We start from the raw sequence: 26388 nt of genomic DNA, 5'->3' as shown, positions 1-26388 counted from the left end.
TATGCGCGACGAACGCGCGGAGACCGGAACCGCAGCGCCAGTGTCGACGCAGACCTTCGACGTGGTCGTCATCGGAGGCGGCCCCGCCGGTATGGCAGCCGCGCTTGCCGCGCACAAGGCCGGCGCGCACGTGGCCATCGTGGAGCGCGAGCAGCATCTGGGCGGCATCCTGCGACAGTGCATTCACCCGGGCTTTGGACTGTCGCACTTTAAGCAGGAACTCACCGGTCCCGAGTACGCGCATCGCTTTATCGACCAGGTGCGCGCGACCAACATTGCGCTGTTCTTGGACAGCATGGTGATAGGGGTTGATTCGGGCGAGTCCGCGGAAGACGCCGCGGTCCACACCGTCACGCTCATGAGCCCCACCGGTATGCTGCAGCTCATCGGGCGCGCGGTCGTCCTTGCCATGGGTTGCCGCGAGCGCACGCGCAGCGAGATCAAGATCCCCGGCAGCCGACCCGCCGGCGTGTTTACGGCCGGCCTAGCGCAGCGATACATCAATATCGAGAACCTCAAACCCGGCTCGCGCGCCGTCATTTTGGGCTCGGGCGACATCGGGCTGATCATGGCGCGCCGCTGCACGCTCGAGGGGATTTCCGTCGAGGGTGTGTACGAGCTCATGCCGTACGCCAACGGCCTGCGTCGCAATGTTAAGAACTGCCTAGAAGACTTTGGCATTCCACTGCATCTGTCTACCACGGTCACGCGTGTGATCGGGCACGATCGTGTGGAGGCCGTCGAGGTGAGTCAGGTCGACGAGCACCTAGCACCCATTCCGGGGACCGAGCGTGTTGTTCCGTGCGACACGCTACTGCTTTCGGTGGGCCTGATTCCCGAAAACGAGCTTTCGGTTGCCGCGGGTGTGGAGCTGGACCCACGTACGCGCGGTGCCGTGGTGGACCAGAGCCTGCAGACGGGCGTGCCGGGCATATTTGCCTGCGGCAACGTGCTGCACGTGCACGACCTGGCCGACAACGTGACGACCGAGTCCGAACGTGCCGGTGCGGCTGCGGCGGCGTGGGCGTTGGGGGCTGTCGGCACCGCGGCGGGAGTGGCGGGCGTGGGCTGCCAGCTCACGGTCTCCCCCGCTGGCATCGCAGGCTACGCACTGCCGGGACGCATCACGGCCGTGTCACTCACTAAGCTCAACTTCCGCGTACGTCGGCCGGTCGATGCTGCCCGCGTGCGCATTCTGGCAGGCGACGAGGAGCTGTTTGCAGGCAAGGTCCGCCCGTTTAAACCGAGCGTAATGGAGAGCTTCCCACTACCGGCAAAGGTAATTCAGCGCGCACTCGACCTGGGCGTTAGCGAGATAGTCCTGTCCGTCGACCCCGTTGAGGAGGCGTAGAGTCATGAGCACAAACGCGATTGAAACGCTGCAGTTCAACTGCACCACCTGCCCCTCCGAGTGCCTCCTGACCGTGGAGGTCGAGCGCAGCGCAGACGGCGCCGTGGTAGAGGTACGCTCCGTAACCGGCAACAGCTGCCCGCGCGGTGATAAGTTTGCACATCAGGAGCTCACCTGTCCCATGCGCGTGCTCACCACCACCGTTGCCGTATCCGGCGGCGACGAGGCGCTGCTGCCCGTGCGCACGGCCGAAGCCATCCCGCTGGCACTCCATGCCCAGGCGATGGACCTCATCCGCGGCGTGGTCGTCGAGGCCCCCATCCGCATGGGCGACGTCGTTCTGGAAGACCCCCTCAACACGGGCATCGACCTCATCGCCAGCATGGACATCGACCCAGCCTAAGCAGCTAATTTGGGACGGGGCTCTTTTAGCTACCCCGCCATCCACCCCGCCCCTCCTCAATTGCGGTGAAATAGTTCCTGATTTCCGCCAAAACCCCGGCATCCAGGAACTATTCCACCGCAACTTGCCTTGGGATCGATATTTAGATTGTGCCTACTTTAGTGCCATTTCAAAACTATGCCGGATTACGGGGCTGATTCGGAGACCCCCATCCATACCGGCATTTTTCGATTTTTGATAAGCCGTCTACCTGCGGTTTTAATTTCGCGATTTTTCCCATGGTCAAGTAATACAGGTCCAGCCCCGTAATCCGCCATAGTTTTGAAAGCAGCTAATTTGGGACGACCCTCTTATGACTACTTTTACCTATCATTCCGCATGTTTGATGCAGCTAAAATAGCCCCGTCCCAAATTGACTACGCCGGCATTGGGGATACCATGGTGGCAACCTAGCGAAAGGACGATGTATGGCACATGTCGATGACCAGCGTGTGGCGCGCGTGCTCGATGCGCTCGAGGCTCAGCACCCCGGCGCGCAGCTGCTCGTAAACGACCCGTGGTCGATCTATTACCTGACCGGCTTTTATGCCGATATGTTCGAGCGTTTTTGCGGCGTGCTGCTCGCACGCGATGCCGAGCCGGTAATCTTGATTAACGCCCTGCATCAGCTGCCCGAGTACGACAATGCCCGCGTGGCCTACCACAACGACACCGACGTCGTGACCGACGCCATCGCGAGTGAGATCGACCCAGCCAAGCCGCTTGGCGTCGACACTGTCATGCGTTCCGGCTTTTTGATGCCGCTCATAGAGCACCACGCCGCAAGCGAGTTTTTCCTGGGTGACTTTGCCGTCACCGCCGCGCGCACCTACAAGGATGCCGCCGAGCAGGAGCTTATGCGCGTGTCCTCGGCCGCCAACGACGCCGTGATGGCCGATGCCATCAAACTCGTCCACGAGGGCGTGACGGAGCGCGAAATCGCCGACCAGATGCTCGGCCTGTACCGCAAGCACGGCTGCGAGGGCTTTAGCTTTCCGCCCATCGTGAGCTTTGGCGCCAACGCCGGCGACCCGCATCACGAACCCGACGATACCGTGCTCAAGCATGGCGACGTGGTGCTGTTCGACATTGGCGGACGCCGTCACAACTACTGCTCGGACATGACACGCACGTTCTTTTGGGGCCAGCCGGACGAGGAGACCGCGCACGTCTACGACATCGTGCGCCGCGCCAACGAGGCCGCCGAGGCGCTCATCACGCCGGGCGTTCGTATGTGCGACTTGGACCGCGCCGCACGCGACGTGATTGAGGATGCGGGCTATGGGCAGTACTTTACGCACCGTCTGGGTCACTCAATCGGTCTGCAAGACCACGAGCCGGGCGATGTCTCGCTCGCCAACGAGCAGGTCGTAGAGCCGGGCATGACGTTCTCTATCGAACCGGGTATATACCTCCCCGGTCACACCGGCGTCCGCATCGAGGACCTAGCCCTGGTGACCGAGAACGGCGTCGAGATTCTCAACGCCTACCCCCACGATCCGGTCCGCTTAGACTAGGCAATGCGGCAAAGGGGCTGTCCCTTTGCCGCATCACATGAATGCCGCCACAAAAACGGCCTATCTACTACGTTTAGCCCGCGTGGGTCGACCATACCCGTGTTTTCGCAAAACTGGCAAGCCCTTTACCTGCGGTTTTGATTTCGCAATTCTCGGTATGGTCGAGGGTTACCGGTCAAACGTAGTAAATAGGCCCATTTCGTGGCGAGCAAGTCAACTCGAGGCGCAGGGCAGCCAAAAAAGCCCCGTCCCAAATTGACTGCTTTTGAGTTGCGGTGATATACGGACCGTTTGAGGCTTCTGGCTTGTAAAACAGTCCGTATTTCACCGCAACTGATGAGGGGATGGGTTAACGGAGCAGCCACGCTACTTCGCCGGCTAGGGTGATGGTACCGGCTGCTACGAAAGGCTCGCCCGCGGCATCGAAAGCCGCGAGGGCCTCGGATACACTGGGGTACACGCCCGCGAGCTTGTCGGCGTCCACCAGGGAGGCGAGCTCCTCTGCCGGCAGGGCGCGATCGGAATCGGTCTGGGTCACGACCACGCGGGGGAATGCCGGAACCAGAACGTCAACGATACCCGCCACGTCCTTATCGGCCAGCGCGGCACACAGCAGCGTGGGGCGGTTCTCCACGCACGGATCGATCTCGTCCAGCGCGCTCACAAAGTTCTCGCAGCTCTGGGGATTATGACAGGCGTCAATCAACTTAAGCGGATCGGTTCCCAGCACATCAAAGCGACCCGGTGTGGGGCAACCCATAAGCGACTCATCCAGCGCATCGTGGTCGAGCTCACGACCCAGATACCCCTCGCAAAGCATAATCGCGCACGCGGCATTCTGCGGCTGATAGGCCGGCTTGACCATGCTCGACGTATAAATCGCACGCGGCGTGGTGCAGCTAAACTCAACCGTGTCGCCCACATGCGCCGGCACTTTAGTCGTGGCGTGACTCACCACGAGCGGCACCACACCGCATTCACGGCAACGGGCATCCATCACGCGCTGAACGCTCGCCTCATGCGTACCCTCGCCCAAAACAACCAGGCGCCCAGGCTTAATAACCGCAGCCTTCTCCCCCGCGATGGCCTCGAGCGTATCGCCCAGGACCTTCGTATGGTCGAGTCCAATGCCCGTAATGGCGACGGCCACGGGATCGGTCGCACTCGTAGCATCCCAGCGTCCGCCCATGCCAACCTCAAGCACGGCAACATCCACCGCAGCCTCGGCAAACACTACAAGCGCGGCGGCCGTCAACAGATCAAACGGCGTGATGGTATAGGCGCGCTCCCCCGCCGCCACACGACGGGCATTCACGCGATGCCCCGCCTCGACGGCGGCAGAAACGCCACGAGCAAAGGCCTCATCGCTCACGACGCGCCCATCGACCTCCATGCGCTCGGGATAGCGCACCAGCTGCGGCGACGTATACAGCGCGGTCTTGAGCCCCTCGCCGCGAAGAATAGCAGCCGAAAAACGCGTAGTCGAAGTCTTGCCATTAGTACCGGCAACCTGAATGCAATCAAAGTACTCGTCCGGACGCCCCAGCTCATCGAGCATATCGACAACCGTCTCGAGCAGAGGACCAGCATCCCCAGAAATCCGCCCCGTATCAGCAGCCAGCCCAACAGCCTCATCAAACGAAAGCAACTCAAACGAGAAAGGAACGACATACGACCCAGAACGCTTAGCCATAACCCAAAGTCCCCCATAACAGAAAAAGAGGCCCACCAAAAAGAATGAGCCCCTCGCGTTGACAATATCAGCCTCTATCCGCTTGCAGCGAGATCAAGGCCACAACCAAGTGGCCCTAACACGCCAGATGCAAACAACCACGTAACCGCACTAGGAGCGGCCCGACGCTTTGCTCGCCGCAAGTTCCGCACGCAAAGGACAGCACTTAATGTGCTGTCCGTCTTGCGCAGGACTGTCCGCAGCGGAGAGCAAAGCGTCGGGACGCGCCCCCAGTACCGCTTACGAGAAGTCAGCAACCTGCGAGGTCAGCGCCGCCAGGATCTCCTTGAGCTCAGCCGCACGGTCCCTCTTCTTTTGGACCACCGCGGGCGCGGCCTTGGCCACGAAGCCCTCGTTGGCGAGCGTCTTCTCGCAGCCGGCAAGCTCCTTCTGGGCCGCGGCGATCTCCTTCTCCAGGCGCGCCTTCTCGGCCGAAAGGTCGACCTTGCCCTCGAGCACCACAAAGACCTCGACGCCGCTATCGACCACGGCAATGCTCGCGGCCGGTTTCTCAACGTCGGTACCCATGACCAGCGAAGCCGTGTTTGCCAGCGGCTCAATCGTGGAGCGCAAGCTCTCGAGCTTCTCGATGTCCTCGGCACCGGCGCGCACGACCACGTCGAGCTCGGCCTTGGGGCTCAAGCGATAACGCGAACGCGTGGCGCGGGCGGCAGACACGACGGTACGGCACAGCTCAAACGCGCGCTCGGCGGGCTCGTCAACGTACTTGACGTAGTCGGCGGGCTCGGGCCACTTGGCGATCATGAGCGCCTCGGCGCGGTCCACGTTGCCCTCGGCATCCAAATCGAGCACGCTCGCCGGCATGTTGTCCCAGATCTCCTCGGTAACGAACGGCATAAGCGGGTGCATCAGGCGAATGGAGGTATCGAGCACAAAGATCAGGTTGCGCTGCGCCTGCAGACGGCCCTCGCCCTTCAGGCGGGCCTTGGTGACCTCGACGTACCAGTCGCAGACCTCGTTCCAGAAGAACTGCTGCACGCCGCGGGCCATATCGCCAAAGGTGTACTGCTCGATGCCCTCGGTAACCATCTTGACAGCCTTGGCCAGGCGGCTGAACATCCACGCGTCGGCAGGCGTCTCCACGACGGGCTCGCCGGGCGTGTAGCCCTCCATGTTCATAAGCAGGAAGCGGCTGGCGTTCCAGATCTTGGTCACAAACGACTTGGCCTGGTCAGTGCGCGGGCTGTCGATGAGCTTCTTGGTCTTCTTGTCGATGTTCGCGTCGAACTTGACGTCCTGGTTGTTGGTGCACAGCGTGAGCAGGTTGAAGCGCATGGCGTCGGCACCGTACATACCAATGAGGTCCATGGGGTCAACGCCGTTGCCCTTGGACTTGGACATGCGGCTGCCGTCCTTGGCAAGAATCGTCGGGTAGATGACGACGTCCTTAAACGGCACCTCGTCCAAGAAATACAGCGAGCTCATGACCATGCGGGCGACCCACAGCGCGATGATGTCGCGCGCGGTGACGAGCGCCGTCGTGGGGTGATGGCCCTCGAGGAGCTCCGGCTTTTGCGGCCAGCCCTGCGTGGCAAAGGTCCACAGCTGCGAGCTGAACCAGGTGTCCAGCACGTTCTCGTCCTGGTGCACATGATGGCCGCCGCACTTGGGGCACACGTCGGTGTCCTCGGTAAGGGCGTCCTCCCAGCCACAGTCCTCGCAGTAGAACACGGGGATGCGGTGGCCCCACCACAGCTGACGCGAGATGCACCAGTCTTTGAGGTTCTCCATCCAGGTGGTGTAGGTCTGCGTCCAGCGCGCGGGGTGGAAGGTGACCTTGCCGGAGTTGACGGCGTCCAGCGCCGGCCCCTTGAGCTTGTCGACGGCGACGAACCACTGCTCGGACAGCCACGGCTCCAGCGCGGAGTCGCAACGGTAGCAGTGCATGACGGAGTGGTCGAGCTCCTCGACGTGGTCGAGCAGACCGTGCTCGTCAAACCACTTGACGACCGCCTCGCGGCACTCATCGCGGTTCATGCCGGTAAACTCGCCGTAGCCCTCGACGACCACCGCGTGCTCGTCGAAGATGTTGATCTGCGGCAGGTCGTGGGCCTGACCCATGGCGTAGTCGTTGGGGTCGTGGGCCGGGGTGACCTTAACGAAGCCGGAGCCAAAGTTGGCGTCGACATGCCAATCCTCAAAGATGGGAATCTCGCGGTCGACGATGGGGAGCTTGACGGTCTTACCCACAAAGGCGGCCTTCTCGGGGTCCTTCGGGGAAACGGCGACGCCCGTGTCGCCAAGCATGGTCTCGGGGCGCGTGGTGGCGACGACGATGTAATCTTGGCCGTTGACCGGCTCGGTCAGCGGGTAGCGCAGGTGCCACAGGTGGCCCTTCTCGTCCTTGTACTCGGCCTCGTCGTCCGAGATGGCGGTGGTGCAGTTGGGGCACCAGTTGACGATGCGCTTGCCGCGATAAATCAGGCCGTCGTGGTACCAGTCGCAGAAGACCTTACGCACGGCCTGGGCGTAATCCTCGTCCATGGTGAAGCGCTCGTTGTCGAAGTCGACGGAGCAGCCCATGCGCTTGATCTGCTCGACGATGATGCCGCCGTACTCGTGAGTCCAGTCCCAGCAGGCGTCGACAAACTTGTCGCGGCCAATCTCCAGGCGGCTGATGCCCTCGCTCTTGAGCTTCTTGTCGACCTTAGTCTGCGTGGCGATGCCGGCGTGGTCGGTGCCGAGCACCCAGCGCGTGGACTTACCGCGCATGCGAGCCATACGGATGATGGCGTCCTGGATGGAGTCGTCGGTGGCATGGCCCATGTGAAGCTTGCCGGTCACGTTGGGAGGCGGAATGGTGACGGTGCAGTCGCCCACGCCCTCACGGCGCTTGTAGTAGCCGCCGTCGAGCCACTTCTGCAGGATCGCCGGCTCGTTGGTCGACGGATCGTAGTTCTTGGGCATTTCTTCCATATATCTCTCCCTTGCCCGTCGGGGAGGAATGTAGGCCCGATTTTCGCTCGGTCAGGTCCTGGGCTCGCTCGAAGACCACATTAAGTGGTCTTCGGCTCGTGCGGAATCTACGAAAATCGGGCCTACATTCCTCCCCTTAGGTATCGATTACTTCAGTCTGAATTGACTTCGCTGAGGCTTAAACAAACACACAGAATAACACAGGTAGTTGGGGTTATTGCGTTTATATAAAATAGCCTCCGACCGCGGGTGGTCGGAGGCTATTTGCAAGCACGTTTTAGGCAGGTCTAGCCGTAGATGCGTTGGGGCTGTTCTTCGCCCTTTACGGAGGCTTCGGTCACGACGACCTTGGTAACGCCCTCCTCACTGGGGAGGTCGAACATCGTCTGCTGCAGCACGTCCTCGCAGATGGAGCGCAGACCGCGGGCGCCGGTCTTGCGGGCAAGCGCCATGCGGGCGATCTCGTGCAGGGCGGCGTCCTCAAACTCAAGCTCAACGTCCTCGAGCTGGAACATCTTACGGTACTGGCGCACCACGGCGTTCTTGGGCTCGGTCAGGATCGACACCAGATCGTCCTCGTCGAGCGCCTGCGTCTGGGTGACGACGGGCGTACGGCCCACAAACTCGGGGATCATGCCAAAGGCGTTGAGGTCCTGCGGGAGCACCTGACGCAGCAGGTCGTTCTCGTCGACCGAAGTGGGGCCGGCGATCTCGGAGTTAAAGCCCACGCCCTTGTTGCCAACACGGTCGGCGATGATCTTATCCAGGCCCACAAAGGCACCGCCGCAGATGAACAGGATGTTGGTCGTGTCGATCTGCAGCAGCTCCTGCTGGGGATGCTTGCGGCCGCCGGTGGGCGGAACGCTTGCCACCGTGCCCTCAAGGATCTTAAGCAGCGCCTGCTGAACGCCCTCGCCCGAAACATCGCGGGTGATGGAGAGGTTCTCGGCCTTGCGGGCAATCTTGTCGATCTCGTCCACATAGATAATGCCCACCTGCGCGCGCTCAATATCGCCATCGGCGGCGTTGATGAGCTTTAGCAGGATGTTCTCCACGTCCTCGCCCACGTAACCGGCCTCGGTGAGCGCGGTGGCGTCGGCGATGGCAAACGGCACCTCGAGGATGCGCGCGAGCGTCTGGGCGAGCAGGGTCTTGCCGGTGCCGGTGGGACCGAGCAGCAAGATGTTGGACTTGGCGAGCTCCACCTCGTCCATATCGTCGTCGAGCTGCGAGTCCAAGCCGTCGTCAAAGGCTGAAAGCGCAGCACCGCCCTCGATCACGCGGCGATAGTGGTTGTACACGGCCACCGACATGGCGCGCTTGGCGTCCTCCTGAGCCATGACATAGGCCGAAAGCTCGTCATAGATCTCATGCGGCGTCGGCACGTGCGTGATGACCTGGCGGTCGTCCTCGAGCTCAAAGCCCTCGGTCTCGGGGTCCACGGCGGGCTGAGATGCAGTCTGGCCGTGGTCGTTGAGGAAGCCCGGCAGCTTGCCGTTGCGGGCAGCATCCATAAAGTCCGAAGCCAGCGACTCCTCCAGAATCTCGGAACAGGCGGCGACGCACTCGTCACAGATAAAGATGTTGGTCGGGCCCTTTACGAGGCGACGGACCTGACCCTGCTCTTTTCCGCAGAAGGAGCAGCGAATGGGGTTGCCGTTCTCGTCAAAGTTGTCCTGCATGTTACCGGCCATCCTAGGCGTCCTTCGCGGCGAGGTCGCGCGAGGTGACGATACGGTCGATCAGGCCGTAGTCGAGGGCCTCGGCAGCGGTCAGGTAGTTGTCGCGCTCGGTGTCGGCCTGGACCTTCTCGATGGGCTGGCCCGAGGCATCGGACAGGATCTGGTTGAGCTCGCGGCGGGTCTTCTTGATCTCCTCGGCCACGATCTCGATCTCGGTCTGCTGGCCCTGGGCACCGCCGCTGGGCTGGTGAATCATGACCTTGGAGTGCGGCAGGCAGAAGCGCTTGCCCTTGGCGCCAGCCGAAAGCAGCACAGCGGCCATAGACGCGGCCATGCCGACGCAGATGGTGGAGACCTGCGGCTTGATGAAGTTCATGGTGTCCAGAATCGCCAGGCCGGAGTAGACCTCGCCGCCGGGCGAATTGATGTAGAGCGAGATATCCTTCTCGGCATCCTGGCTCTCAAGATGCAGCAGCTGTGCAACGACCAGGTTGGCACTGACGGAGTTGATCTCCTCGCCCAAAAAGATGATGCGGTCGTTGAGCAGGCGCGAATAGATATCGTAGCTGCGCTCGCCGCGCGGCGTCTGCTCGATAACGTATGGCACGAGGGCGGAATCGAACTTAGCGATCATACGCATCTCCATTTCTCTCTTGCGGACCAAATTGGTTCTAGATAAACGTACGGTGCCCGCATGCTATGCATTGGCTGGCACCGTACGAAGCAACCGGATAACCGGTGTATAACTTTACCCCATCACGGACGCACGCATGCGCTCGCGGGCAAGGTGGCGAGAATTACTCGGCGTCCTTGGCGGTCTCGTCGACCTCGGTCACCTTAGCGTTCTCGACCAGGTGATCGACGGCCTTGGAGCGACGGATGGACTCGCGGACGGCGGGCATGCGGCCATCGGCGATGAACTCGGCCTTAGAAGCCTCGACGTCCTTGACGCCGGCCTTCTCGAACTCGGCGTTGACGTCGTCCTCGGTGACCTCGATCTTGAGCTCACGGGCGAGGGCGTCGAGAGCTAGGGACTCACGGGCAACGTCGTTGGCCTGCTTGTGCAGGTCGCCGATGAACTGCTCCATGGTCAGACCGGAAGCGGGCAGCCAGGTGTCCAGGGTCATGCCGCGGGCAGCGAGGTTGGACAGGAAGTTCTGGCCAAGCTCCTCAAAGACGGACTGCTCGTAGTCGGCGTCCATCTCGTCGAGCTGCAGGCGCTCGGCGAGAGCGGAGACGCAACGGTTCTCCTTCTCGGCCGGGAGGCGGGAAGCCTTGTCCTGCTCGATCTCGAGCTTGATGGCGTCGCGCATAGCGTCGATGCTGTCGAAGCCAAAGTCGGACTTGACGAGCTCATCGGTGAGCTCAGGGGTGTTGCGGACCTTGATGCCCTTGACGGTGACCTCGACGGTGTGGGTCTCGGCCTCCTCGCCCTCCTCGACCTCGTCGGTCCAGGTAACGGTCTTGACGTCGTCAACGTTAGCGCCGATCAGGGCCTCGTTGAACTCCTTGGGGTTGCTGTCGCTACCGGCGATGAGCATACGGCCCTCGGCGGCGAAGTTGTCGGCGTTCTCGACGGCCTTGAGGTCGACGGTCACATAGTCGTCAGCCTCGACGGCGCGGCCCTCGACGTCCTCGAAGGTGGCGCGGTAGTTGAGGAGCATCTCGACCTGGTTGTTGATCTCGGACTCGGTGACCTCCGCGGGAGGCATCTCGATCTCGACGGCGTCGAAGGAGGAGAGCTCAGCGGCGGGACGCAGGGAGAACTCGACGGTGTAGGTGTAGTCCTCGTGATCCTTGGCGAGGTCGAGCTCCTTGTAGTCACCGTTCTTGGTGGGGACGATGTCCAGCTCGTTAAGGACGGCGGGCTCGTTGGCGGCGATCAGGTCGTTGGTGGCCTGAGCGAGGGTAGCCTCGGCGCCAAGTGCGGAGTCGATGACCGGACGGGGAGCCTTACCGGCGCGGAAGCCCGGGAAGCGGTACTTCTTGGCGGTGTCCTTGTAGGCCTTCTTGATCGCGGCGTCGACGTCGGCGGCCGGGATGGTGACCGTAGCGGTGAGCTTGGCGTCCTTGACGTCAGAAGCGGTGATGTTCAACACGTTCCTCCTCATACTGCCCAGCTTATCTGAGGTGCTGGTACCTTTATGCAACAAAGAGTCGCGAGGGCATAAGCCGACGCGGGTGCGTTGGTGCGGGCGAAAGGACTCGAACCTTCACGGGAATCCCACCAGAACCTAAATCTGGCGCGTCTACCAATTCCGCCACGCCCGCATGAGCGCACAGACTAGGAATGATAGCAGATACGAGCGACAAGCGCACGCACACGTTTTACAGGCTCACGACCTCACCACGAGTGCAAAAGGCGGGACGAGTTGCCCTGCCCCGCCAATTACGACTTGTTCGCTGACCCGCTACTCCCCCAGCAGCGCTTTCTCCGGCGTGATCGGCAGCGAGCGAACCTGGTGGCCGGTGGCGTGTGCCACGGCCGAGGCCACGGCGGCGAGCGGCGTGTTGATGACGACCTCGCCGATCGACTTGGCGCCAAACGGGCCCGTCGGCTCGTAGCTCGGCTCAAAGGCCACGCGAATGCTGCCGATATCCAGACGCGTGGGCAGCTTGTAGCTCATAAAGTTGTCGGTGCGCAGACGACCGCGGTCATCGTGCTCAACAATCTCGTAGAGCGCGTGGCCAATGCCCTGGGCAATGCCGCCCTCGGCCTGGACGCGCGCGAGCGCCTCGTTGATCACGGTGCCGCAGTCGACGGCCGCGACGTAATCCACCACGGTCACCTTGCCGGTGGCCTTGTCGACCTCGACCTCGGCAATGCCGGCCATAAACGGCGGAGGCGAAACGGGCAGGCAGGCAGAGGCATGCGAGGTCAGCGCGTCGCCGCCCGCGATGTTCTTGACGCACAGGTTGGCAAAGTCGCGCAGCGTGAGGTAGCGGTTCTGCTCGCGCGCGGCACGCTCATCGGACAGACGCACGTACTGGCCGTCGAAGACCACGTCGGCGGCGTCCACGTCCCACATCTGGGCGGCCTTGGCGCAAATCTTCTCACGCAGCTCGGTCGCGGCGTTCTTGGCGGCCAAGCCCGTCACGTACGTACCCGAGCTCGCGTACGAGCCGGCGTCGAACGGCGACACGTCGGTGTCCACGCCGCGCACCACGATCAGCGAGCTTTCAACGCCCAGCTCCTCGGCGGCAATCTGCGCCAGGATCGTGTCGACGCCCATGCCGTTATCGGTGGCGCCGGTGCCGATGGTAATGAAGCCGTCCTCTTCCAGGCGCATGTCGATGCCGGCGATGTCAACGTTGGAGATGCCCGAGCCCTGCATGGTGAGCGCACAGCCCAGGGCGCGCACGCGGTCGCCCAGGTCCACGGCCAACGGCTTGTCGCGCCAGCCGATCATGTCCATCGCGCGCAGCAGGCAGCGATCGAGCGCGCAGGCGTTGAGCTTCTCGTTGTAGTACTGCGGCATGATCTCGCCCTCGCGCACGATGTTCTTAAGGCGCAGGTCGGCGGGGTCCATGTGCAGCATGTCGGCGAGCTCGTTGACGGCGCTCTCCACGGCAAACTGGCCCTGGGTGGCACCGTAGCCGCGATACGCGCCGCCGCGGTTGGTATTGGTGTAGACAGCGTCCCAGCTAAAGCGGCTCGCCTTTACATGGTTGTAAATCGGCAGGCTCTTGTGGCCCGAAAGGCCGATCGTCGTGGTGACGTGCTCGCCGTACGCTCCGGCGTTGGACAGCGTGTGCAGGTCGATGGCCGTGATGGTGCCGTCGTTCATGGCGCCCAGCTTAACGGTCATCTGCATCTGGTGGCGCGAGTTGCCCGCAGTGATGGTCTCCTCGCGGGTGTAGCAGCAGTAGCTCGGACGGCCAGTCTGCTGGGTGACGAACGCCACGAAGATCTCGCAGCAGCCCGTCTGCTTGGAGCCAAAGCCGCCGCCGATGCGCGGCTTAATGACCTGCACCTGCGACTGCGGAATGTCGAGCGACTGCGCGACCATGCGGCGCACGTGGAAGGGCACCTGCGTAGAGGTGGTCACCGAGATGCGGCCGAACGCGTCGGTCGTCGCGAAGGCGCGGAAGGTCTCCATGGGCGCGGTCTGCGTGGCCTGGCTGGTGTAGGTGCGCTCAAAGACGATGTCGCTCTGGGCGAAGGCCTCGTCCAGATCGCCGTAATCACTGGTACCGCTGCACACCAGGTTGCGCGGGACGTCGCCGCCCTGCGGGAACATAAAGGTCACGTCGCCCTCGGGGTGGACCACGATGTCGTTATCGAGTGCCTGGGTAAAGTCGAGCAGCGGCTCGAGCACCTCGTAGTCGACCTTGATGAGCTTGAGCGCCTTGTCGGCGGCCTCCTCGGTCTCGGCGGCGACAATCGCCACCTCCTCGTTTTGGTAACGGACGAGGTTCTCGAGGATCAAGCGGTCGTAGGGACTCGGCTGCGGATAGCTCTGACCGGCGATGGTAAAGCGGCGCTTGGGCACATCCTCATAGGTGTAAACGCCCACCACGCCGGGCACCTTCAGGGCGCGCGACGTATCAATGGAGCGGATCTTGGCGCGGGCATAGGGGCTGCGCTTGAGTTTGACGATGAGCGCGCCGGCGGGCACCATATCGCCCGTGTAGACGGGACGGCCCTCGAGCAGCGCCTTCGAGTCCTTCTTGGGCTGCTTGTGGGTAATCTGCTTGTAGACGACACCGTCGGAGCTCGTGTCGTTGACCGGCAGCTTGGGCATCTCAAAGCCCACCTGCACGCCGGACTCGTTGAGGAAGCGGACGATGGCGCGCAGCTGACTCTCGTAGCCGCTGCAGCGGCAGAGGTTGCCGGCCAGCTGGCGCGAGAGCTCCTCGCGCGTGGCGACGAGGCTCGGGTCCTCCTTGGCGGCGCGGGCGAGCGCCAGCACGTTCATGATGAGGCCGGGGGCGCAAAAACCGCACTGCTCGGCGCCTTCGGCAGCCATCGCACGGGCCAGCGCCTCGGACTCGGCCTTGAGGCCCTCGAGCGTGGTGACGGTGTGGCCCTCTACACGGGCGGCGGGAACCGAGCAGCTCAGCACCGGGTCGCCGTCGAGCCACACCGTGCACAGACCGCAGTTGGTGGTCTCGCAGGCGCAGCGCACCGACGCGCAGCCCTGCTCACGCAAAAGCGCAAAGAGCATGGTGTCGGGGGCAATCTGAACCTTGACCTTGCGGCCGTTGAGCGTAAAGGAAAGATCGATGAGTTTGGCAGCCATTAGCGCACCTCGCTAGAATCGACGCCGGGCACGCGGCGGCAGGAATACTCGTCCGTGGCAAACTTAGGCACTTGCACGGTCTCGAGCTCGCGGGCAAGCGCGGCCGAAAGCTCGATGCCGGCGGCGCGGCGAACGGCCTGCACGGCAAGCGGCGCCGAGATGCGTCGGCGGTAGTCGGCCGAGCCCCACATATTGGTGCCGTAGCTCAGCGCGCGCACGGACGCAGCCAGGGCGCGCAGCTCGTCCTCGGAAGGCTGCTCGTTGGTGAGACCACACGCCTCGCCCTGCAGCAGGGTTGCGCGCAGCGGGCGGGCGCCCACGGTGACGTGCCAAGTGTTGTTCCACCAGGCGGCGGTGACGTTCAACGAGGGGAAGTCGGTCGCGGCCTTGCGCACGGCCTCGTAGCTTACGCGGTACTCGTGCTTAACGACCACGACGCGCTCAATCACGTCGCGCACGTAGCCCATATCCACGAACTCGGCAAGCGGTACGCGGCCGGCGCCCGTCAGCTCAACATAGGAATCGAGCGCCAGGAAAGCCGAGAGCACGTCCGAGAAGCCAAAGCGGCCGTAGATGCTGCCGCCCACCGTGGCGGTATTGCGCAGCTGCACGCCCACGATATCGTGAACGGCGAACTCGAAGACATTGTTGACAAGCGCGTTGAGCTCGGCATGGCGCTCGAGCTGGCGCAGGGTGCACATGGCACCGATGCGAAACTCGGTCTCGGTCTCCTCGATCTGATCGAGTCCGCAGGCCGAAAGGTCAATCGCCGTCGCCACACGACGCGAACCCAGGCGCATCCAGATGCCGCCGCCCACAATCTTGTTGTTGCGGTTCTTCTGCAAGAGCTCATAGGCTTCGGCCGCGTTTCCAACACGGACGTAGGTACCGAACTTGAGCACGTTCTCCCCCATCTCTTCACTTGTCCAGTACCTTTAAGTGTACCAAACGAGGGGGCATAGCTCGTGTCGGGACAAAATGAACCGTTTTCCTCCGTCGCATGCGGATCAAAAAAGGCTCCCAGCCAAGATGACTGGGAGCCTTCTGCGATGCTATATCGAGCGAAGATTTAGCAGACGCCCTGGGCGAGCATGGCGTCGGCGACCTTCAGGAAGCCGGCGATGTTGGCGCCCATGACAAAGTTGCCCTCCTGGCCATACTCCTTGGCGGTGTCGTCAACGTTGTGGAACATGCCGCGCATGAGCTGCTCGAGCTTGCCGTCGACCTCCTCAAAGGTCCAGGACAGGTGCTCGGCGTTCTGGCTCATCTCCAGGCCGGACACGAGCACGCCGCCGGCGTTGGCAGCCTTACCGGGCATAAAGACGACGCCGTTCTCCTGGAAGTAGGTCGTGGCCTCGATGGTCGTGGGCATGTTCGCGCCCTCGCCGACCACCTTGCAGCCGTTGGCGACGAGCGCCTGGGCGTCCTCAAGCAGCAGCGTGTTCTCGCGAGCGCAGGGCAGCGCGATGTCGCAGGGAAGCTGCCACACGCCGCGGCCGTCGCCCTCGTGCCACACGGCATTGGGCTTCTCGTCGACGTACATAGCGAGCGTAACGCCCTTGTCGTGGCCGGAGCGCTTCTTGTTGTAGACGTGCTCGAGCACGGTGTAGTCGATGCCGTCGGGATCCTCGACCCAGCCGTGGGTGTCGGAGCAGGCCAGCACCTTGCCGCCGAGCTGGGAGACCTTCTGGACGGCATAGATAGCAACGTTGCCGGAACCGTGAACGACGACGTTCTTGCCCCCGAAGGACTCGCCGCGGCTCTTGAGGTACTCGTCCACAAAGTAGACCAGGCCGTAGCCGGTGGCCTCGGTACGGGCGAGCGAGCCGCCAAAGGAGAGGCCCTTGCCGGTGAGGACGCCGGTCCACTCGTTGGTCAGGCGCTTGTACTGACCGAACATGTAGGCAACCTCGCGGCCGCCAACGCCCAGGTCGCCAGCGGGAACGTCGGTGTTGGGGCCAATGTGGCGATAGAGTTCGGTCATGAAGGACTGGCAGAAGTGCATGATCTCGTTGTTGGACTTGCCCTTGGGGTCAAAGTCGGAGCCGCCCTTGCCGCCGCCCATGGGAAGGGTGGTCAGGCTGTTCTTGAGGATCTGCTCCAGGCCCAGGAACTTGAGCATGCCCAGGGTGACCGTCGGGTTAAAGCGCAGGCCGCCCTTGTAGGGTCCAATGGCAGAGTTGAACTCGACACGATAGCCGCGGTTGACCTGAACCTTGCCCTGGTCATCGACCCAGGGGACACGGAACATAACGATGCGCTCGGGCTCGACGAGGCGCTCAAGCAGGGCGGCCTCCTCGTACTCGGGATGGGCGTCGAGCGCCGGCTGGATGGTGCCGAGAATCTCGGTCGCGGCCTGGATGAACTCAGGCTGCTCGGGATAGCGGGCCTTGAGCTCGTCGAGAACTTTCTGCGTGTAGCTCATGCTTCCTCCAATTGATGGAAAAGAAAGGTGTCGTTCGCGGCGCCTCATACGCCGCGAGCTTTATCGAGTATGGATAATATCGCACTGTTGCAGCAAAGTTTCGCATAAGCCGACGAGCAGATGTTTCGTTTTGATTACGATGCAGGTAGAAGCGTTTTTGAGCACCCGGCGTACAAATCGCGTGTTTCGAAGCTGTTTCGTCCACATGGTCCATACCACCACAAAGAGGACAGGCACCTTTGTGGTGGTTGGCAGGATGCGTTGGCGGGAACGTATGTGAATCGAACACATCCAAGACGTTTTGCACGCCTCACAACGGTTTTGAGGACCGCGGGGCCCACCGGAGCCCATCCGTTCCCAAACGTGGCGGTATTTTACCAAACGCGCAGTGTCGCGCCACGAAAACGGCCCATCTACTACGTTTAACCAGCAAGGGTTAGCCATACCCACTTTTTCGTAACATCGGCAAGTCATCTACCTGCGGTTTTGTTTTTGCGGTTTTTGAAATGGTCGAGGGTAGTCACTTAAACGTAGTAGATAGGCCGGTTTTGTGGCGAACGGCGATTCGGAGCCCTAGCGCAGGGATCTGAGGCCGCCGGCCTCTTTGTCGAGCGTCGTAAAACGCATCGCATCCAGGTGTTCCAGGATGCTAATGGCGCGCTTGCGTGACACGCCTAGGGCCTCGCGCAGCACGCTCGTCGTGGCAGCGCCGCCGTCGGCCTCGATAGCCGCGGCGACGACCTCACGCGCATGGGCCTCGGCGGCGGCAGACAAGGCAACGTCGCGTTCGATCTTAACGATCGCGCGGTTGAGCGAAAGCTCGCGCAGGGCACGCGTCATGGTGTCGCGATCGAGCTGCAGACGCTCACCCACCTCGGTCAGCGTCGCCGCACCGAGACCCGCCTCGTCGAGGGCGGCCACGATGCGCTGGCTCGCCTCGCGCACCACACGTATCGCCGCAGCGGCAGAGTGCGGGTCGAACACCTCGGCACCGTCGACGGTGCACACGCCGCGCGCACAGCCCTCGAGAACGAGCGCGGACGCGATGTCTTCGCCCGCTGTCGGCCAGGCGGCACCCGCGACCTCGCCCGGCGTGAAACCCGTCTGCTTGGGCGCGGCCCCGTGCATGGCGGCCAGCGCGACGGAGAGCGTGGCGAGGGCGGCATCGAGCACAGCGGGGGCGGCATAGAGCTCCTCGGTCGAGCGCTCGGCACGAAGCGCCACGGCGTCACCCGAGGAAACCGCCCCGTGCAGGAGCGCAGCCGCCTCGGCACCCGAAAGATCGAGAGCACGGACTGCGGCCGCGGCAGGCACGGGCAGGCGCTGCAGCCCCAACCATGCGGCAACGGCGGCGGCGCGGTCGTCGGCATCCAGGGCCCCGAGCAGCGCGCACTCGCCCGCGGAGAGGACGCGCGAGCGGCGACACCGCGAAAGAAGAACACGACCGCCGCCGATAAGCACCACCGGCGAGAACGCGAGCACAATGAGGCCGTCGCCCGATCGCACGGGAAGGCGCTCCTCCAGACGGACCTGCACAATGCGGGTCTCGCCAGCCTCAATGTGTCCCTCACCCTCCATGAGCATGATTCGGCCGAGGACCTCCGCCGTGCCCACCATCACATGAACGCGCGTACCGGACTCGAAGGGCGCGGGCTTGGTGCCCTCGCGCCCCAGATACGTGAAGCGGGCGATGAGCCTGAGCGTCGAGCCCTCAGCACCAGACCCGCAGAGGACCTCGCCACGCGGAAGGTCGCCCGCACCGTCGCCCACGATGTTGAGCGCCGCGCGCTGTCCGGGCAACGCCCGAGGAGTATCACCATGCACCTGAATCGCGCGCACGCGGCAGCACACGCCCGCGGGACATGAGACGAGCTCGTCGCCCACCGCTACGGGGGCATCGTGAAGCGTGCCCGTGACGACCGTCCCGGATCCCTTGATGGTGAAGCAGCGGTCGATGGGCAGGCGCGGGGCCAGACCGGGGCGCACCGGGCGGGATGCGGCATCGGCCAGGAAAGAGTCGATGGCGGCATCGAGGGCAAGGCGAACGTCCTCGATGCCCACGCCCGTGCGCGAGGAAACAGGCACCACGGGCGCATCGGCAAAGACGGTATCGCTGAGGAAGTCCATCACGTCGAGCTCGGCGAGCTCCGCCGTCTCGTCATCGGCCAGATCGCGCATCGTGAGCGCCACCACGAGGTGCCTCACGCCCAACAGCTCCAACACGTACACGTGCTCTCGCGTCTGCGGCATCACGCCCTCAACGGCAGAAACCACCAGCAACGCAACGCCCACGCCGGTGGCACCCTGTACCATCGCGCGCAGGTAGTGCGCATGCCCGGGCACGTCGACCAGGCCGACAAGCTTGCCGCTGGGAAGCTCGAGCTCGCCAAAGCCGAGCTCCGTAGTCATGCCTCGGCGGCGTTCGACCTCCAGACGGTCGGGATTTTTGCCGGTCAGCGCCTCGATAAGGGCCGACTTTCCGTGGTCGACGTGTCCTGCTGTTCCAACGACAACGGGACACTCGACAAGCTCACGCGCAGTCATCGATGCAAACCCGCCCGCACGGCATCGGCCAACGCGGACGCGCACAGATCAAGGTCGGTATCGTGCAAAAGCGTGCGAACGTCAAACAGTACCTGACCATGCTGCACGCGCGTCACGACCGGCGTATCGGGCTCCTGTACCATAGCGCGCTTTAGGCCATCGGCGGACAGGCGCCCATCGACGGGGCAAACGGCAACGCAAAAAGTTGGGAGCTCGACGGTCGGCAGCGACCCGCCGCCCGGGGCAGAGGCGCCCTCGACAACCTGCAGCTCCACCGCCTCCTCGAACTGAGAGTCGCGAAGCTTGCGCAGCATGCGGTCGTGCAGGCGCTTGGCCTGACGATCAAGCGGAACCGGCGCGCCGGAAAGCATGTTGAGCACCGGGATCTCACGATGTGCCGTATCGGGACCGGCCACATACAGACGCAGGGTGGCCTCGAGCGCCGCGAGCGTGAGCTTACCGGGGCGAAGCGCGCGCATAAGCGGATGAGAGGCGCAGGCGGCGATTGCCTGGGCGTTGCCAAGGATGATGCCCGCCTGCGAAGCACCGAGCAGTTTGTCGCCCGAGCACGAGACGACGTCAACGCCGGCGCAAAGGGATGCGGACGTGGGCTTCTCCCCCGCATCGGCGAGCACCCCGTCTGCAAGCAAAGCGCCTGAGCCTTGGTCCTCGTACAGCAACAGCCCATGCTCATGCGCCAGCGCAGAAAGCTCCGCCACGGAAGCCTCCTCGTGGAAGCCCTCGATACGGTAGTTGGAAGGATGGACTTTGAGGATCATCGCCGTGTTGGGCGTGATGGCGTTTCGATAATCATCCAGATGTGTGCGGTTGGTAGAGCCAACCTCGACAAGCTTGGCACCCGAAGCCGCCATGATGTCGGGGATGCGGAAGCTGCCGCCCACCTCGACAAGCTCGCCGCGGCTCACGATGACCTCTTTACCAGCCGCATGGGCCGCAAGCACCAGCAGCACCGCCGCGGCATTATTGTTGACAACCAAGGCGTCCTGCGCCCCCGTGAGTGTGCGCAGCAGGCGCGCGGCATGTTCCTTACGGCCCCCGCGAGCGCAAGTCGCGACGTCATACTCGAGCGTGCTGTAGCTGCGGGCAACGTCGGTCACCGCCTGCACCGCTGCGGGAGCGAGCGGAGCACGGCCCAGATTGGTGTGAATCACAACGCCCGTCGCGTTGACGGCGGGACGCAGGGTCGGCAGCGACAGGCGGTGGCACCGCCGCTCGATGGCCAGGGCGAGCTCGCGCTTGTTCCTTGCGGGGGCGCCGGAGCGAATCGCCGCGCGCTCGGCATCGAGCTCAACATCAATCGCCTCGCGCACGATCGTGTCGCCCGCATCGCCGGCGGCCTTCATGACCGGCCACTCGGACAGCAGCTCATGAACGGCGGGAATGGAGCGCAGGCGGTCGCGCACCTCGGCGGGCATGGATTCGCAGTCGCTCATGGAAAGCCTTTCGACATATTCAATAAATAGCAGGTCCCCCATGGTCGTCATTTGCCAAACAATGACGACGCGCACGCAAAAGGGACAGGTCCATTATGGCAGCTCGTGGCAAGGCGGCGCAGCGCCTCGTCCAAAACCTGCCAAAATAAACCTGTCCCTTTTGGTCGGTTATGGCTTGGGACCTTTAGGCCTCCTTGTTGGCGTAGATAAACCAGTAGCCCAGCGCCACGATCAGGGCGCCGCCCACAATATTGCCGAGTGTGGCGACCGAAAGGTTGAGCGCCACGCCCGCCGCGTTAAGAGCGTCGGCGCCGGAGACATCGGCTCCATAGCCGCAGGAGCGCATCAAAATACCCATGGGCAAAAAGTACATGTTGGCGACACAGTGCTCAAACCCGCAGGCAACAAAGGCGGCAATGGGCAGCAGAATACCCACGACCTTGTCGACCACAGTCTTGCCGGCGGTACCGGTCCATACGGCCAGGCACACAAAGATGTTGCACAGGATACCGCGAAAGAAGATGGTGACGGCATCGATCGCAACCTTACCGGCGGCGACGCTCACCATGGTGTTGGCGACCGCCTCGCCGTTGAGCTTGTAAATGGCTGCCATGTAAATCAAAAAGACAACGAACAGGGCACCGACAAAGTTGCCGATCCACACAATGGCCCAGGCCTTGAGCATCTTGACGAGCGTGATCTTTTTGCTCTTAAGCGCGCAGACCATCAGCGAGTTACCGGTAAACAGCTCCGCGCCGCAAATGAGCACGAGCACCAGCCCCAGGCAAAAACAAAGACCACCCAATAAGCGCTGAACGCCCCAACCGAGGGTCGCATCGCTCAGAAAGACCGTGAAGAACAGGCCACCGAAGGCGATGAACGCGCCGGCGAACATGGCGAGCAAAAAGGTCTTCGAGACCGGCAGGTTGGCCTTGGTAACGCCGGCGGCCTCGGTCTTGGCCTCGATCGCGGCAGGTGCCAGGCAATCGGGGGTGGGATATTCTACCTTGCTCTGTGCCATAGCAACCACTTCTTTCTTACGACTTGGGACCGGCATTGCCAATGGATGTGTCCCGCGACGGATGGTCAAAAACAAAAAAGGTCAGAAGTAAACGTACCTCTGACCTGCAAATTACATGGAGCGGGCGACGGGAAGTCCAAGGATTTGCTTCACAAATCCTTGTTTCGCTGCGGGCCTTCGGCCCTTGCGTGCTGCGCTGGAAAATGCTCACGCATTTTCTCAGCTTCGCACCCTGGCGGGTTCGATCCCCGTCACCCGACACGTTTACGAAAACGGCTTTGGTCCCAAAAGGGGTCAAAGCCGTTAGCCAATCTTATGGAGCGGGCGACGGGAATCGAACCCGCGTCATCAGCTTGGAAGGCTGGGGTTCTACCATTGAACTACGCCCGCAAGATATGGTCGGGACGACAGGATTTGAACCTGCGACATCCTGCTCCCAAAGCAGGCGCGCTACCAAACTGCGCCACGTCCCGAAGGTGTTGAGCAGCTAAGGTCTAAACCTTGCGTGTCCCAAAGCGAAGGAAATTATAGGGGAGACTCCCCGCCTGTGCAAGCATTGATGCCTTAGCTCCTCGAATGTGCGACAAAACGACTATGGAGCAGACCGATCACAAAGGCAACCACGGCAACCGGCGCCCACGCGGCACCGATATCCGCCAGCGGCAACGCATCGAACGGCAGCCACGCGCCCGCAAAGAACGCGTCGCGGACCGAGGTAATCACGCTCTGCACTGCGACAACGCCGCCGACCCAGACCCACACCTGCGGATGCGCGTCGCAAAAACCGTGCACCAGACCCATAAGCACCAGCACGATGGCGACGGGGTACAGGGCGTTGAGCATGGGCACCGAGAACATAAGAATCACGTCGAGGCCCACGTTGGAAAGCACGCACGAAAACGCCGCGAACACAAAGGCGAGAGCCGCAAAGGGGCGGCGCATGGCCTCCTCGGAAGCCTCCGCTCCCCCTTTGACCACATACGTCTCGCAGAAATAGCGCGAACAGCAGCTGATAAGGCCGATGCACACGTTCATGCAAGCAAGGAAGAAGATCGCAAAGACCACGACCGTGCCGGCGAGGCCAAAGTGCATAGAGGCGGAACGGGCGAGGATGGCGGCACCGTTGGTGGCATCGGGCATCACGGTGCTGAGCTGCGCGCCGGCAAGGCCCAAGCCGCAGTAGATGATGGCCATGAGCACACCGGCGATCACGCCGGAGCGCGAAATCTCGAAGGCAACGCGCTTGTCATCGGTAACACCCAGCTCGTGGATGGTCTCGGCGATGATGATGCCAAAGGCGAGCGACGCGAGCAGGTCCATGGTCTGATAGCCGGTCAAAAAGCCCTGTACGGCAGCGCCAGCATTATAGGGAGCCTGCGGCGCGGCAGCGGAGCCCAGCGGCGAGACCACAGCGGCACCCACGACCAATACGATAAGGGCAATGAGCGCGGGGCCCGTAATGCGGCCGAGCACGCGCGTGATGACGCCGGGGCGCAGCGTGAGCGCAAACGCGATGATAAAGAATCCAACGGCAAACACCAGGCGTGCCGTGCTGAGCGAGACGCCCTCGGGCAGCAGCGGCACCAGCATCTCGAAGGCCGTGGAGCTCGTGCGCGGAATGGCCAGGCACGGGCCAATGGCCAGATACACCGCCGCAACAAAGAACTCGCCAAACTTGGGGTGCACGCGGCCGGCAAGCTCGCGCGCCGTTCCGGCAAGCGCAACGGCGATAAAGCCCATGACGGGCAGGCCGATGGCGGCAATGAGAAAGCCAAGCATGGCAACCGGCGTGGCAGAGCCTGCCTGCAGCGCCAGCAGCGGCGGGATAATAAGGTTGCCGGCGCCAAAGAGCATCGAGAACAGGGCGATGCCGACGGTGACGACATGGTCGGAGCGCAGACCGCGCGGTGCAGATGAGGGCATAGGCACACCTTTCGGGTCGAAACAAAAACGGGACGGGCAAAATACCCGTCCCGCAAGTATAAACGGTCCAGCAGCTTTAGCAGACTAAATTGCGCAGAGCATCGATAGCCGTGTCGACTTCTTCGGTCGTGTTGAAATACCCAAACGAGAAGCGGACGACACCCTGGCGCTCGGTACCTAACGCGCGGTGCATGAGCGGAGCGCAATGGGCACCGGAGCGCGTCGCAATCCCCCACCCTTGCATGAGCGCGTCCGAGATCTCGGCAGAGTCGATATCGCCCACGTTGAGCGACACGATCGCCGAGCGCGCAGGTTGGTCAAACGCACCGTAAAGTACAATGCTGGGGATTTCGCGAGCGCCGGAGAGGAAACGTTCGGCGAGTGCGCGTTCGTGAGCTGCAATCGTCTCCACCCCGCCTTGTGCCTCGATAAAATCAAGGCCTGCGGAAAGGCCCGCTATGCCGTGACCGTTGAGCGTGCCCGCCTCGAGCCGCGTGGGCCACTCCATGGGCTGTAACGCATCGAAGCTGTGCACGCCCGTGCCGCCCATGGCCCAGGGCGCCACGTCGACGCCCTCCGCCACGGCCAGGCCGCCGGTGCCCTGCGGGCCCATGAGCCCCTTGTGGCCGGTAAAGCACACCACGTCGAGCCCCATGGCCTGCATATCGATATGCGCCGTACCGGCAGACTGCGAGGCATCGACGATCACAAGCGCACCCGCGGCATGTGCCAAGGCCGCCACGCGCGCAATGTCGACCGCGTTGCCGGTCACATTAGAGGCATGCGTCACCACCACGGCACGCGTACCGGGCGTGACCAGCCGCTCGAGCTCGTCATAGTCGAGCACGCCGCTTACGTCACAGCCCGCATGCTCAACGGTCACACCCCGCTCCGCTGCCAGGCGGTTGAGCGGACGCAGCACGGAGTTGTGCTCGAGCACCGTCGTGACCACGCGGTCGCCGGGGCGCACCACGCCACAGATGGCGGTGTTGAGCGCCGCCGTAGAGTTGGACGTAAAGCACACATGGTCCGCCCTCGGGCAACCTAAAAGGCGCGCGAGCTTGGCACGGCAAGCGTGAATCGTACGAGCGGCATCGAGGGCACCCGACGTGGCGCCGCGCCCGGCATTGCCGAGCGAGCACATCGCCTGCGTCACGGCATCGATGACCGTCTGCGGCTTGTGCATGGTCGTCGCCGCGTTATCCAGGTAGATCATCGCACGACCTCCCACATATCAATCACGGTATAGCCCTCGGTGGGAACGCCCGCCGCGGCGAGTTCGCCGCGCAGCAGCTCCTCATCGGCAGGCAACGCTTTCCACGCCAGACCACAGCCGGCAGCGACCTCCCCGGGCACGGGAATCGTTCGCCCGGGAAGGCCGCGCTCGATGCACAGGGACTCGCAGCCCATGGCGGCAGCCGTGGTGGGAAACGTGATGACAAGCGCTGGGCGCTTCTCCCTCATGGCAACTCCAACCAATACGCTACGGGCGCACGACGCGCACGGCCTGTTCCATCTTCTCCACGATCACATACATGTTCGTGACCTCGCCCACGGCAAGCTGGTCCTTAATGCCATAGTGGTCGAGGCAGGTGCCACAGGTGAGGATTTCGACGCCCTGCTCAGCCAGCCCCTTCAGGTCGTCGAGTACCGGCGAGCCCTCGACGGTGAGCTTGGCGCCGCCGTTGTAGAACAGCATGGTCGCGGGCAGCTCCTCCTGCTGCGTCACGGCAAAGATGAAGGCCTTCATGAGCTTGTGGCCCAGCTCGTCGTCGCCGCGGCCCATGCAGTCGGTGTAGACGGAAATGACGAGCTTGCCCTTGCCGGCGCTGGCATCACAGAAGGCAGCGCCATCTTGCTCGGGATCGGCAACGGCAACGGCGCCAGAGGTCGCCACGGTCACGTGCCACTCGGCGTCAGAAACCTTCTCGACCGAGGCCGTGCAGCCTTTCTCCTGCGCCATCTTGGAGATGTTCTTGACGGCGGTCTCGTTGTCGACCGAGGTCACCACAGCGCCCTCGCCATCAAGCTGCTTCAGAGCTTTGAGCGTCTTGACGACGGGCAGCGGGCAGGCATCGCCCATGGTATTAACTTCAATTTTGGTAGACATAGTTTTT

At 63.0% G+C, this 26388-nt stretch carries 18 protein-coding genes and 4 tRNA genes; 3 read left to right on the top strand and 19 right to left on the bottom strand.

Translation table 11 applies throughout. From position 1 onward, the window contains the following. Position 1: 1 nt before the first annotated feature. The 3 genes from DXC18_RS00445 to DXC18_RS00435 all read left to right on the top strand — a co-directional run bounded on the left by DXC18_RS00445 (position 2) and on the right by DXC18_RS00435 (position 3310). Complete coding sequence (locus DXC18_RS00445; RefSeq protein ID WP_370445783.1) at positions 2-1351, top strand: NAD(P)/FAD-dependent oxidoreductase; 1350 nt, start codon at positions 2-4, stop codon at positions 1349-1351. A 4-nt stretch (positions 1352-1355) separates the two neighbouring features. Then, entirely contained in the window at positions 1356-1754 is a 399-nt protein-coding gene (locus DXC18_RS00440) for a DUF1667 domain-containing protein (protein WP_117629442.1), read from the top strand. A 467-nt stretch (positions 1755-2221) separates the two neighbouring features. Next, a complete protein-coding gene (locus DXC18_RS00435) occupies positions 2222-3310 on the top strand; it encodes a Xaa-Pro peptidase family protein (RefSeq protein WP_117629441.1) in 1089 nt (362 codons plus the stop codon). A 349-nt stretch (positions 3311-3659) separates the two neighbouring features. On the opposite strand, the gene DXC18_RS00430 is transcribed toward DXC18_RS00435, so the two are convergent. The 19 genes from DXC18_RS00430 to yedF all read right to left on the bottom strand — a co-directional run bounded on the left by DXC18_RS00430 (position 3660) and on the right by yedF (position 26381). Further along, positions 3660-5003 carry a folylpolyglutamate synthase/dihydrofolate synthase family protein gene (locus DXC18_RS00430; RefSeq protein ID WP_117715999.1) on the bottom strand — a complete coding sequence of 448 codons (1344 nt, stop codon included), beginning with the start codon at positions 5001-5003 and terminating at the stop codon, positions 3660-3662. Between the two features lie 279 nt (positions 5004-5282). Then, on the bottom strand, positions 5283-7979 hold the full coding sequence (locus DXC18_RS00425) for a valine--tRNA ligase (RefSeq protein ID WP_117715998.1): 2697 nt from the start codon (positions 7977-7979) through the stop codon (positions 5283-5285). A 287-nt stretch (positions 7980-8266) separates the two neighbouring features. Continuing rightward, a complete protein-coding gene (gene clpX, locus DXC18_RS00420; protein WP_117715997.1) occupies positions 8267-9673 on the bottom strand; it encodes an ATP-dependent Clp protease ATP-binding subunit ClpX in 1407 nt (468 codons plus the stop codon). Between the two features lies 1 nt (position 9674). Then, positions 9675-10295, bottom strand: a complete 621-nt coding sequence (locus DXC18_RS00415; RefSeq protein WP_022095182.1) for an ATP-dependent Clp protease proteolytic subunit — start codon at positions 10293-10295, stop codon at positions 9675-9677. Positions 10296-10458: 163 nt separating this feature from the next. Then, positions 10459-11760: a trigger factor gene (gene tig, locus DXC18_RS00410; protein ID WP_233508957.1), complete on the bottom strand. Its 1302-nt coding sequence runs from the start codon at positions 11758-11760 to the stop codon at positions 10459-10461. A gap of 88 nt (positions 11761-11848) precedes the next feature. Then, positions 11849-11932, bottom strand: a tRNA-Leu gene (locus tag DXC18_RS00405). A 140-nt stretch (positions 11933-12072) separates the two neighbouring features. Continuing rightward, the gene (locus DXC18_RS00400) at positions 12073-14904 is read right to left on the bottom strand and encodes a molybdopterin cofactor-binding domain-containing protein (RefSeq protein ID WP_117715995.1); all 2832 of its coding nucleotides are present in this window, start codon (positions 14902-14904) and stop codon (positions 12073-12075) included. Next, positions 14904-15806: a xanthine dehydrogenase family protein subunit M gene (locus tag DXC18_RS00395; RefSeq protein ID WP_199412151.1), complete on the bottom strand. Its 903-nt coding sequence runs from the start codon at positions 15804-15806 to the stop codon at positions 14904-14906. The genes DXC18_RS00400 and DXC18_RS00395 overlap by 1 nt, the downstream gene beginning before the upstream one ends. Positions 15807-15973: 167 nt before the next feature. After that, a complete protein-coding gene (gene gdhA / locus DXC18_RS00390) occupies positions 15974-17329 on the bottom strand; it encodes an NADP-specific glutamate dehydrogenase (RefSeq protein WP_117715993.1) in 1356 nt (451 codons plus the stop codon). Between the two features lie 262 nt (positions 17330-17591). Further along, positions 17592-17688: transfer RNA gene (locus tag DXC18_RS10375), tRNA-Sec, on the bottom strand. Positions 17689-17902: 214 nt separating this feature from the next. Next, entirely contained in the window at positions 17903-19873 is a 1971-nt protein-coding gene (selB, locus tag DXC18_RS00385) for a selenocysteine-specific translation elongation factor (protein WP_117715992.1), read from the bottom strand. Further along, entirely contained in the window at positions 19870-21327 is a 1458-nt protein-coding gene (gene selA / locus DXC18_RS00380) for an L-seryl-tRNA(Sec) selenium transferase (protein WP_158551901.1), read from the bottom strand. The genes selB and selA overlap by 4 nt, the downstream gene beginning before the upstream one ends. A 184-nt stretch (positions 21328-21511) precedes the next feature. Then, positions 21512-22348 carry a formate/nitrite transporter family protein gene (locus DXC18_RS00375; protein ID WP_117715990.1) on the bottom strand — a complete coding sequence of 279 codons (837 nt, stop codon included), beginning with the start codon at positions 22346-22348 and terminating at the stop codon, positions 21512-21514. Between the two features lie 316 nt (positions 22349-22664). After that, positions 22665-22738: transfer RNA gene (locus tag DXC18_RS00370), tRNA-Gly, on the bottom strand. A 6-nt stretch (positions 22739-22744) separates the two neighbouring features. Then, a tRNA-Pro gene (locus tag DXC18_RS00365) sits at positions 22745-22821 on the bottom strand. A 91-nt stretch (positions 22822-22912) separates the two neighbouring features. After that, positions 22913-24271 (bottom strand): branched-chain amino acid transport system II carrier protein, encoded by a 1359-nt coding sequence (gene brnQ / locus DXC18_RS00360; RefSeq protein ID WP_117655109.1) that lies wholly within the window; start codon positions 24269-24271, stop codon positions 22913-22915. 76 nt (positions 24272-24347) lie between these two features. After that, on the bottom strand, positions 24348-25487 hold the full coding sequence (locus tag DXC18_RS00355; RefSeq protein ID WP_117715989.1) for an aminotransferase class V-fold PLP-dependent enzyme: 1140 nt from the start codon (positions 25485-25487) through the stop codon (positions 24348-24350). Next, the gene (locus DXC18_RS00350; RefSeq protein WP_022095212.1) at positions 25484-25735 is read right to left on the bottom strand and encodes a DUF3343 domain-containing protein; all 252 of its coding nucleotides are present in this window, start codon (positions 25733-25735) and stop codon (positions 25484-25486) included. The genes DXC18_RS00355 and DXC18_RS00350 overlap by 4 nt, the downstream gene beginning before the upstream one ends. Positions 25736-25754: 19 nt before the next feature. Continuing rightward, positions 25755-26381, bottom strand: a complete 627-nt coding sequence (yedF, locus tag DXC18_RS00345) for a sulfurtransferase-like selenium metabolism protein YedF (protein WP_117715988.1) — start codon at positions 26379-26381, stop codon at positions 25755-25757. Positions 26382-26388 lie beyond the last annotated feature (7 nt).

Origin of the sequence: Collinsella sp. OM08-14AT, assembly GCF_003438115.1 — a bacterium.
Taxonomy (GTDB): Bacteria; Actinomycetota; Coriobacteriia; order Coriobacteriales; family Coriobacteriaceae; genus Collinsella.
This window is presented reverse-complemented; position numbering and strand designations above follow the sequence as displayed.

Bases quoted from the DNA above. Each gene is read 5' to 3' on its own strand.
- DXC18_RS00445 (WP_370445783.1), top strand. From the start codon at position 2: ATGCGCGACGAACGCGCGGAGACCGGAACCGCAGCGCCAGTGTCGACG.
- DXC18_RS00440 (WP_117629442.1), top strand. From the start codon at position 1,356: ATGAGCACAAACGCGATTGAAACGCTGCAGTTCAACTGCACCACCTGC.
- DXC18_RS00435 (WP_117629441.1), top strand. From the start codon at position 2,222: ATGGCACATGTCGATGACCAGCGTGTGGCGCGCGTGCTCGATGCGCTC.
- DXC18_RS00430 (WP_117715999.1), bottom strand. From the start codon at position 5,003: ATGGCTAAGCGTTCTGGGTCGTATGTCGTTCCTTTCTCGTTTGAGTTG.
- DXC18_RS00425 (WP_117715998.1), bottom strand. From the start codon at position 7,979: ATGGAAGAAATGCCCAAGAACTACGATCCGTCGACCAACGAGCCGGCG.
- clpX (WP_117715997.1), bottom strand. From the start codon at position 9,673: ATGGCCGGTAACATGCAGGACAACTTTGACGAGAACGGCAACCCCATT.
- DXC18_RS00415 (WP_022095182.1), bottom strand. From the start codon at position 10,295: ATGATCGCTAAGTTCGATTCCGCCCTCGTGCCATACGTTATCGAGCAG.
- DXC18_RS00400 (WP_117715995.1), bottom strand. From the start codon at position 14,904: ATGGCTGCCAAACTCATCGATCTTTCCTTTACGCTCAACGGCCGCAAG.
- gdhA (WP_117715993.1), bottom strand. From the start codon at position 17,329: ATGAGCTACACGCAGAAAGTTCTCGACGAGCTCAAGGCCCGCTATCCC.
- selB (WP_117715992.1), bottom strand. From the start codon at position 19,873: ATGACTGCGCGTGAGCTTGTCGAGTGTCCCGTTGTCGTTGGAACAGCA.
- selA (WP_158551901.1), bottom strand. From the start codon at position 21,327: ATGAGCGACTGCGAATCCATGCCCGCCGAGGTGCGCGACCGCCTGCGC.
- DXC18_RS00375 (WP_117715990.1), bottom strand. From the start codon at position 22,348: ATGGCACAGAGCAAGGTAGAATATCCCACCCCCGATTGCCTGGCACCT.
- brnQ (WP_117655109.1), bottom strand. From the start codon at position 24,271: ATGCCCTCATCTGCACCGCGCGGTCTGCGCTCCGACCATGTCGTCACC.
- DXC18_RS00355 (WP_117715989.1), bottom strand. From the start codon at position 25,487: ATGATCTACCTGGATAACGCGGCGACGACCATGCACAAGCCGCAGACG.
- DXC18_RS00350 (WP_022095212.1), bottom strand. From the start codon at position 25,735: ATGAGGGAGAAGCGCCCAGCGCTTGTCATCACGTTTCCCACCACGGCT.
- yedF (WP_117715988.1), bottom strand. From the start codon at position 26,381: ATGTCTACCAAAATTGAAGTTAATACCATGGGCGATGCCTGCCCGCTG.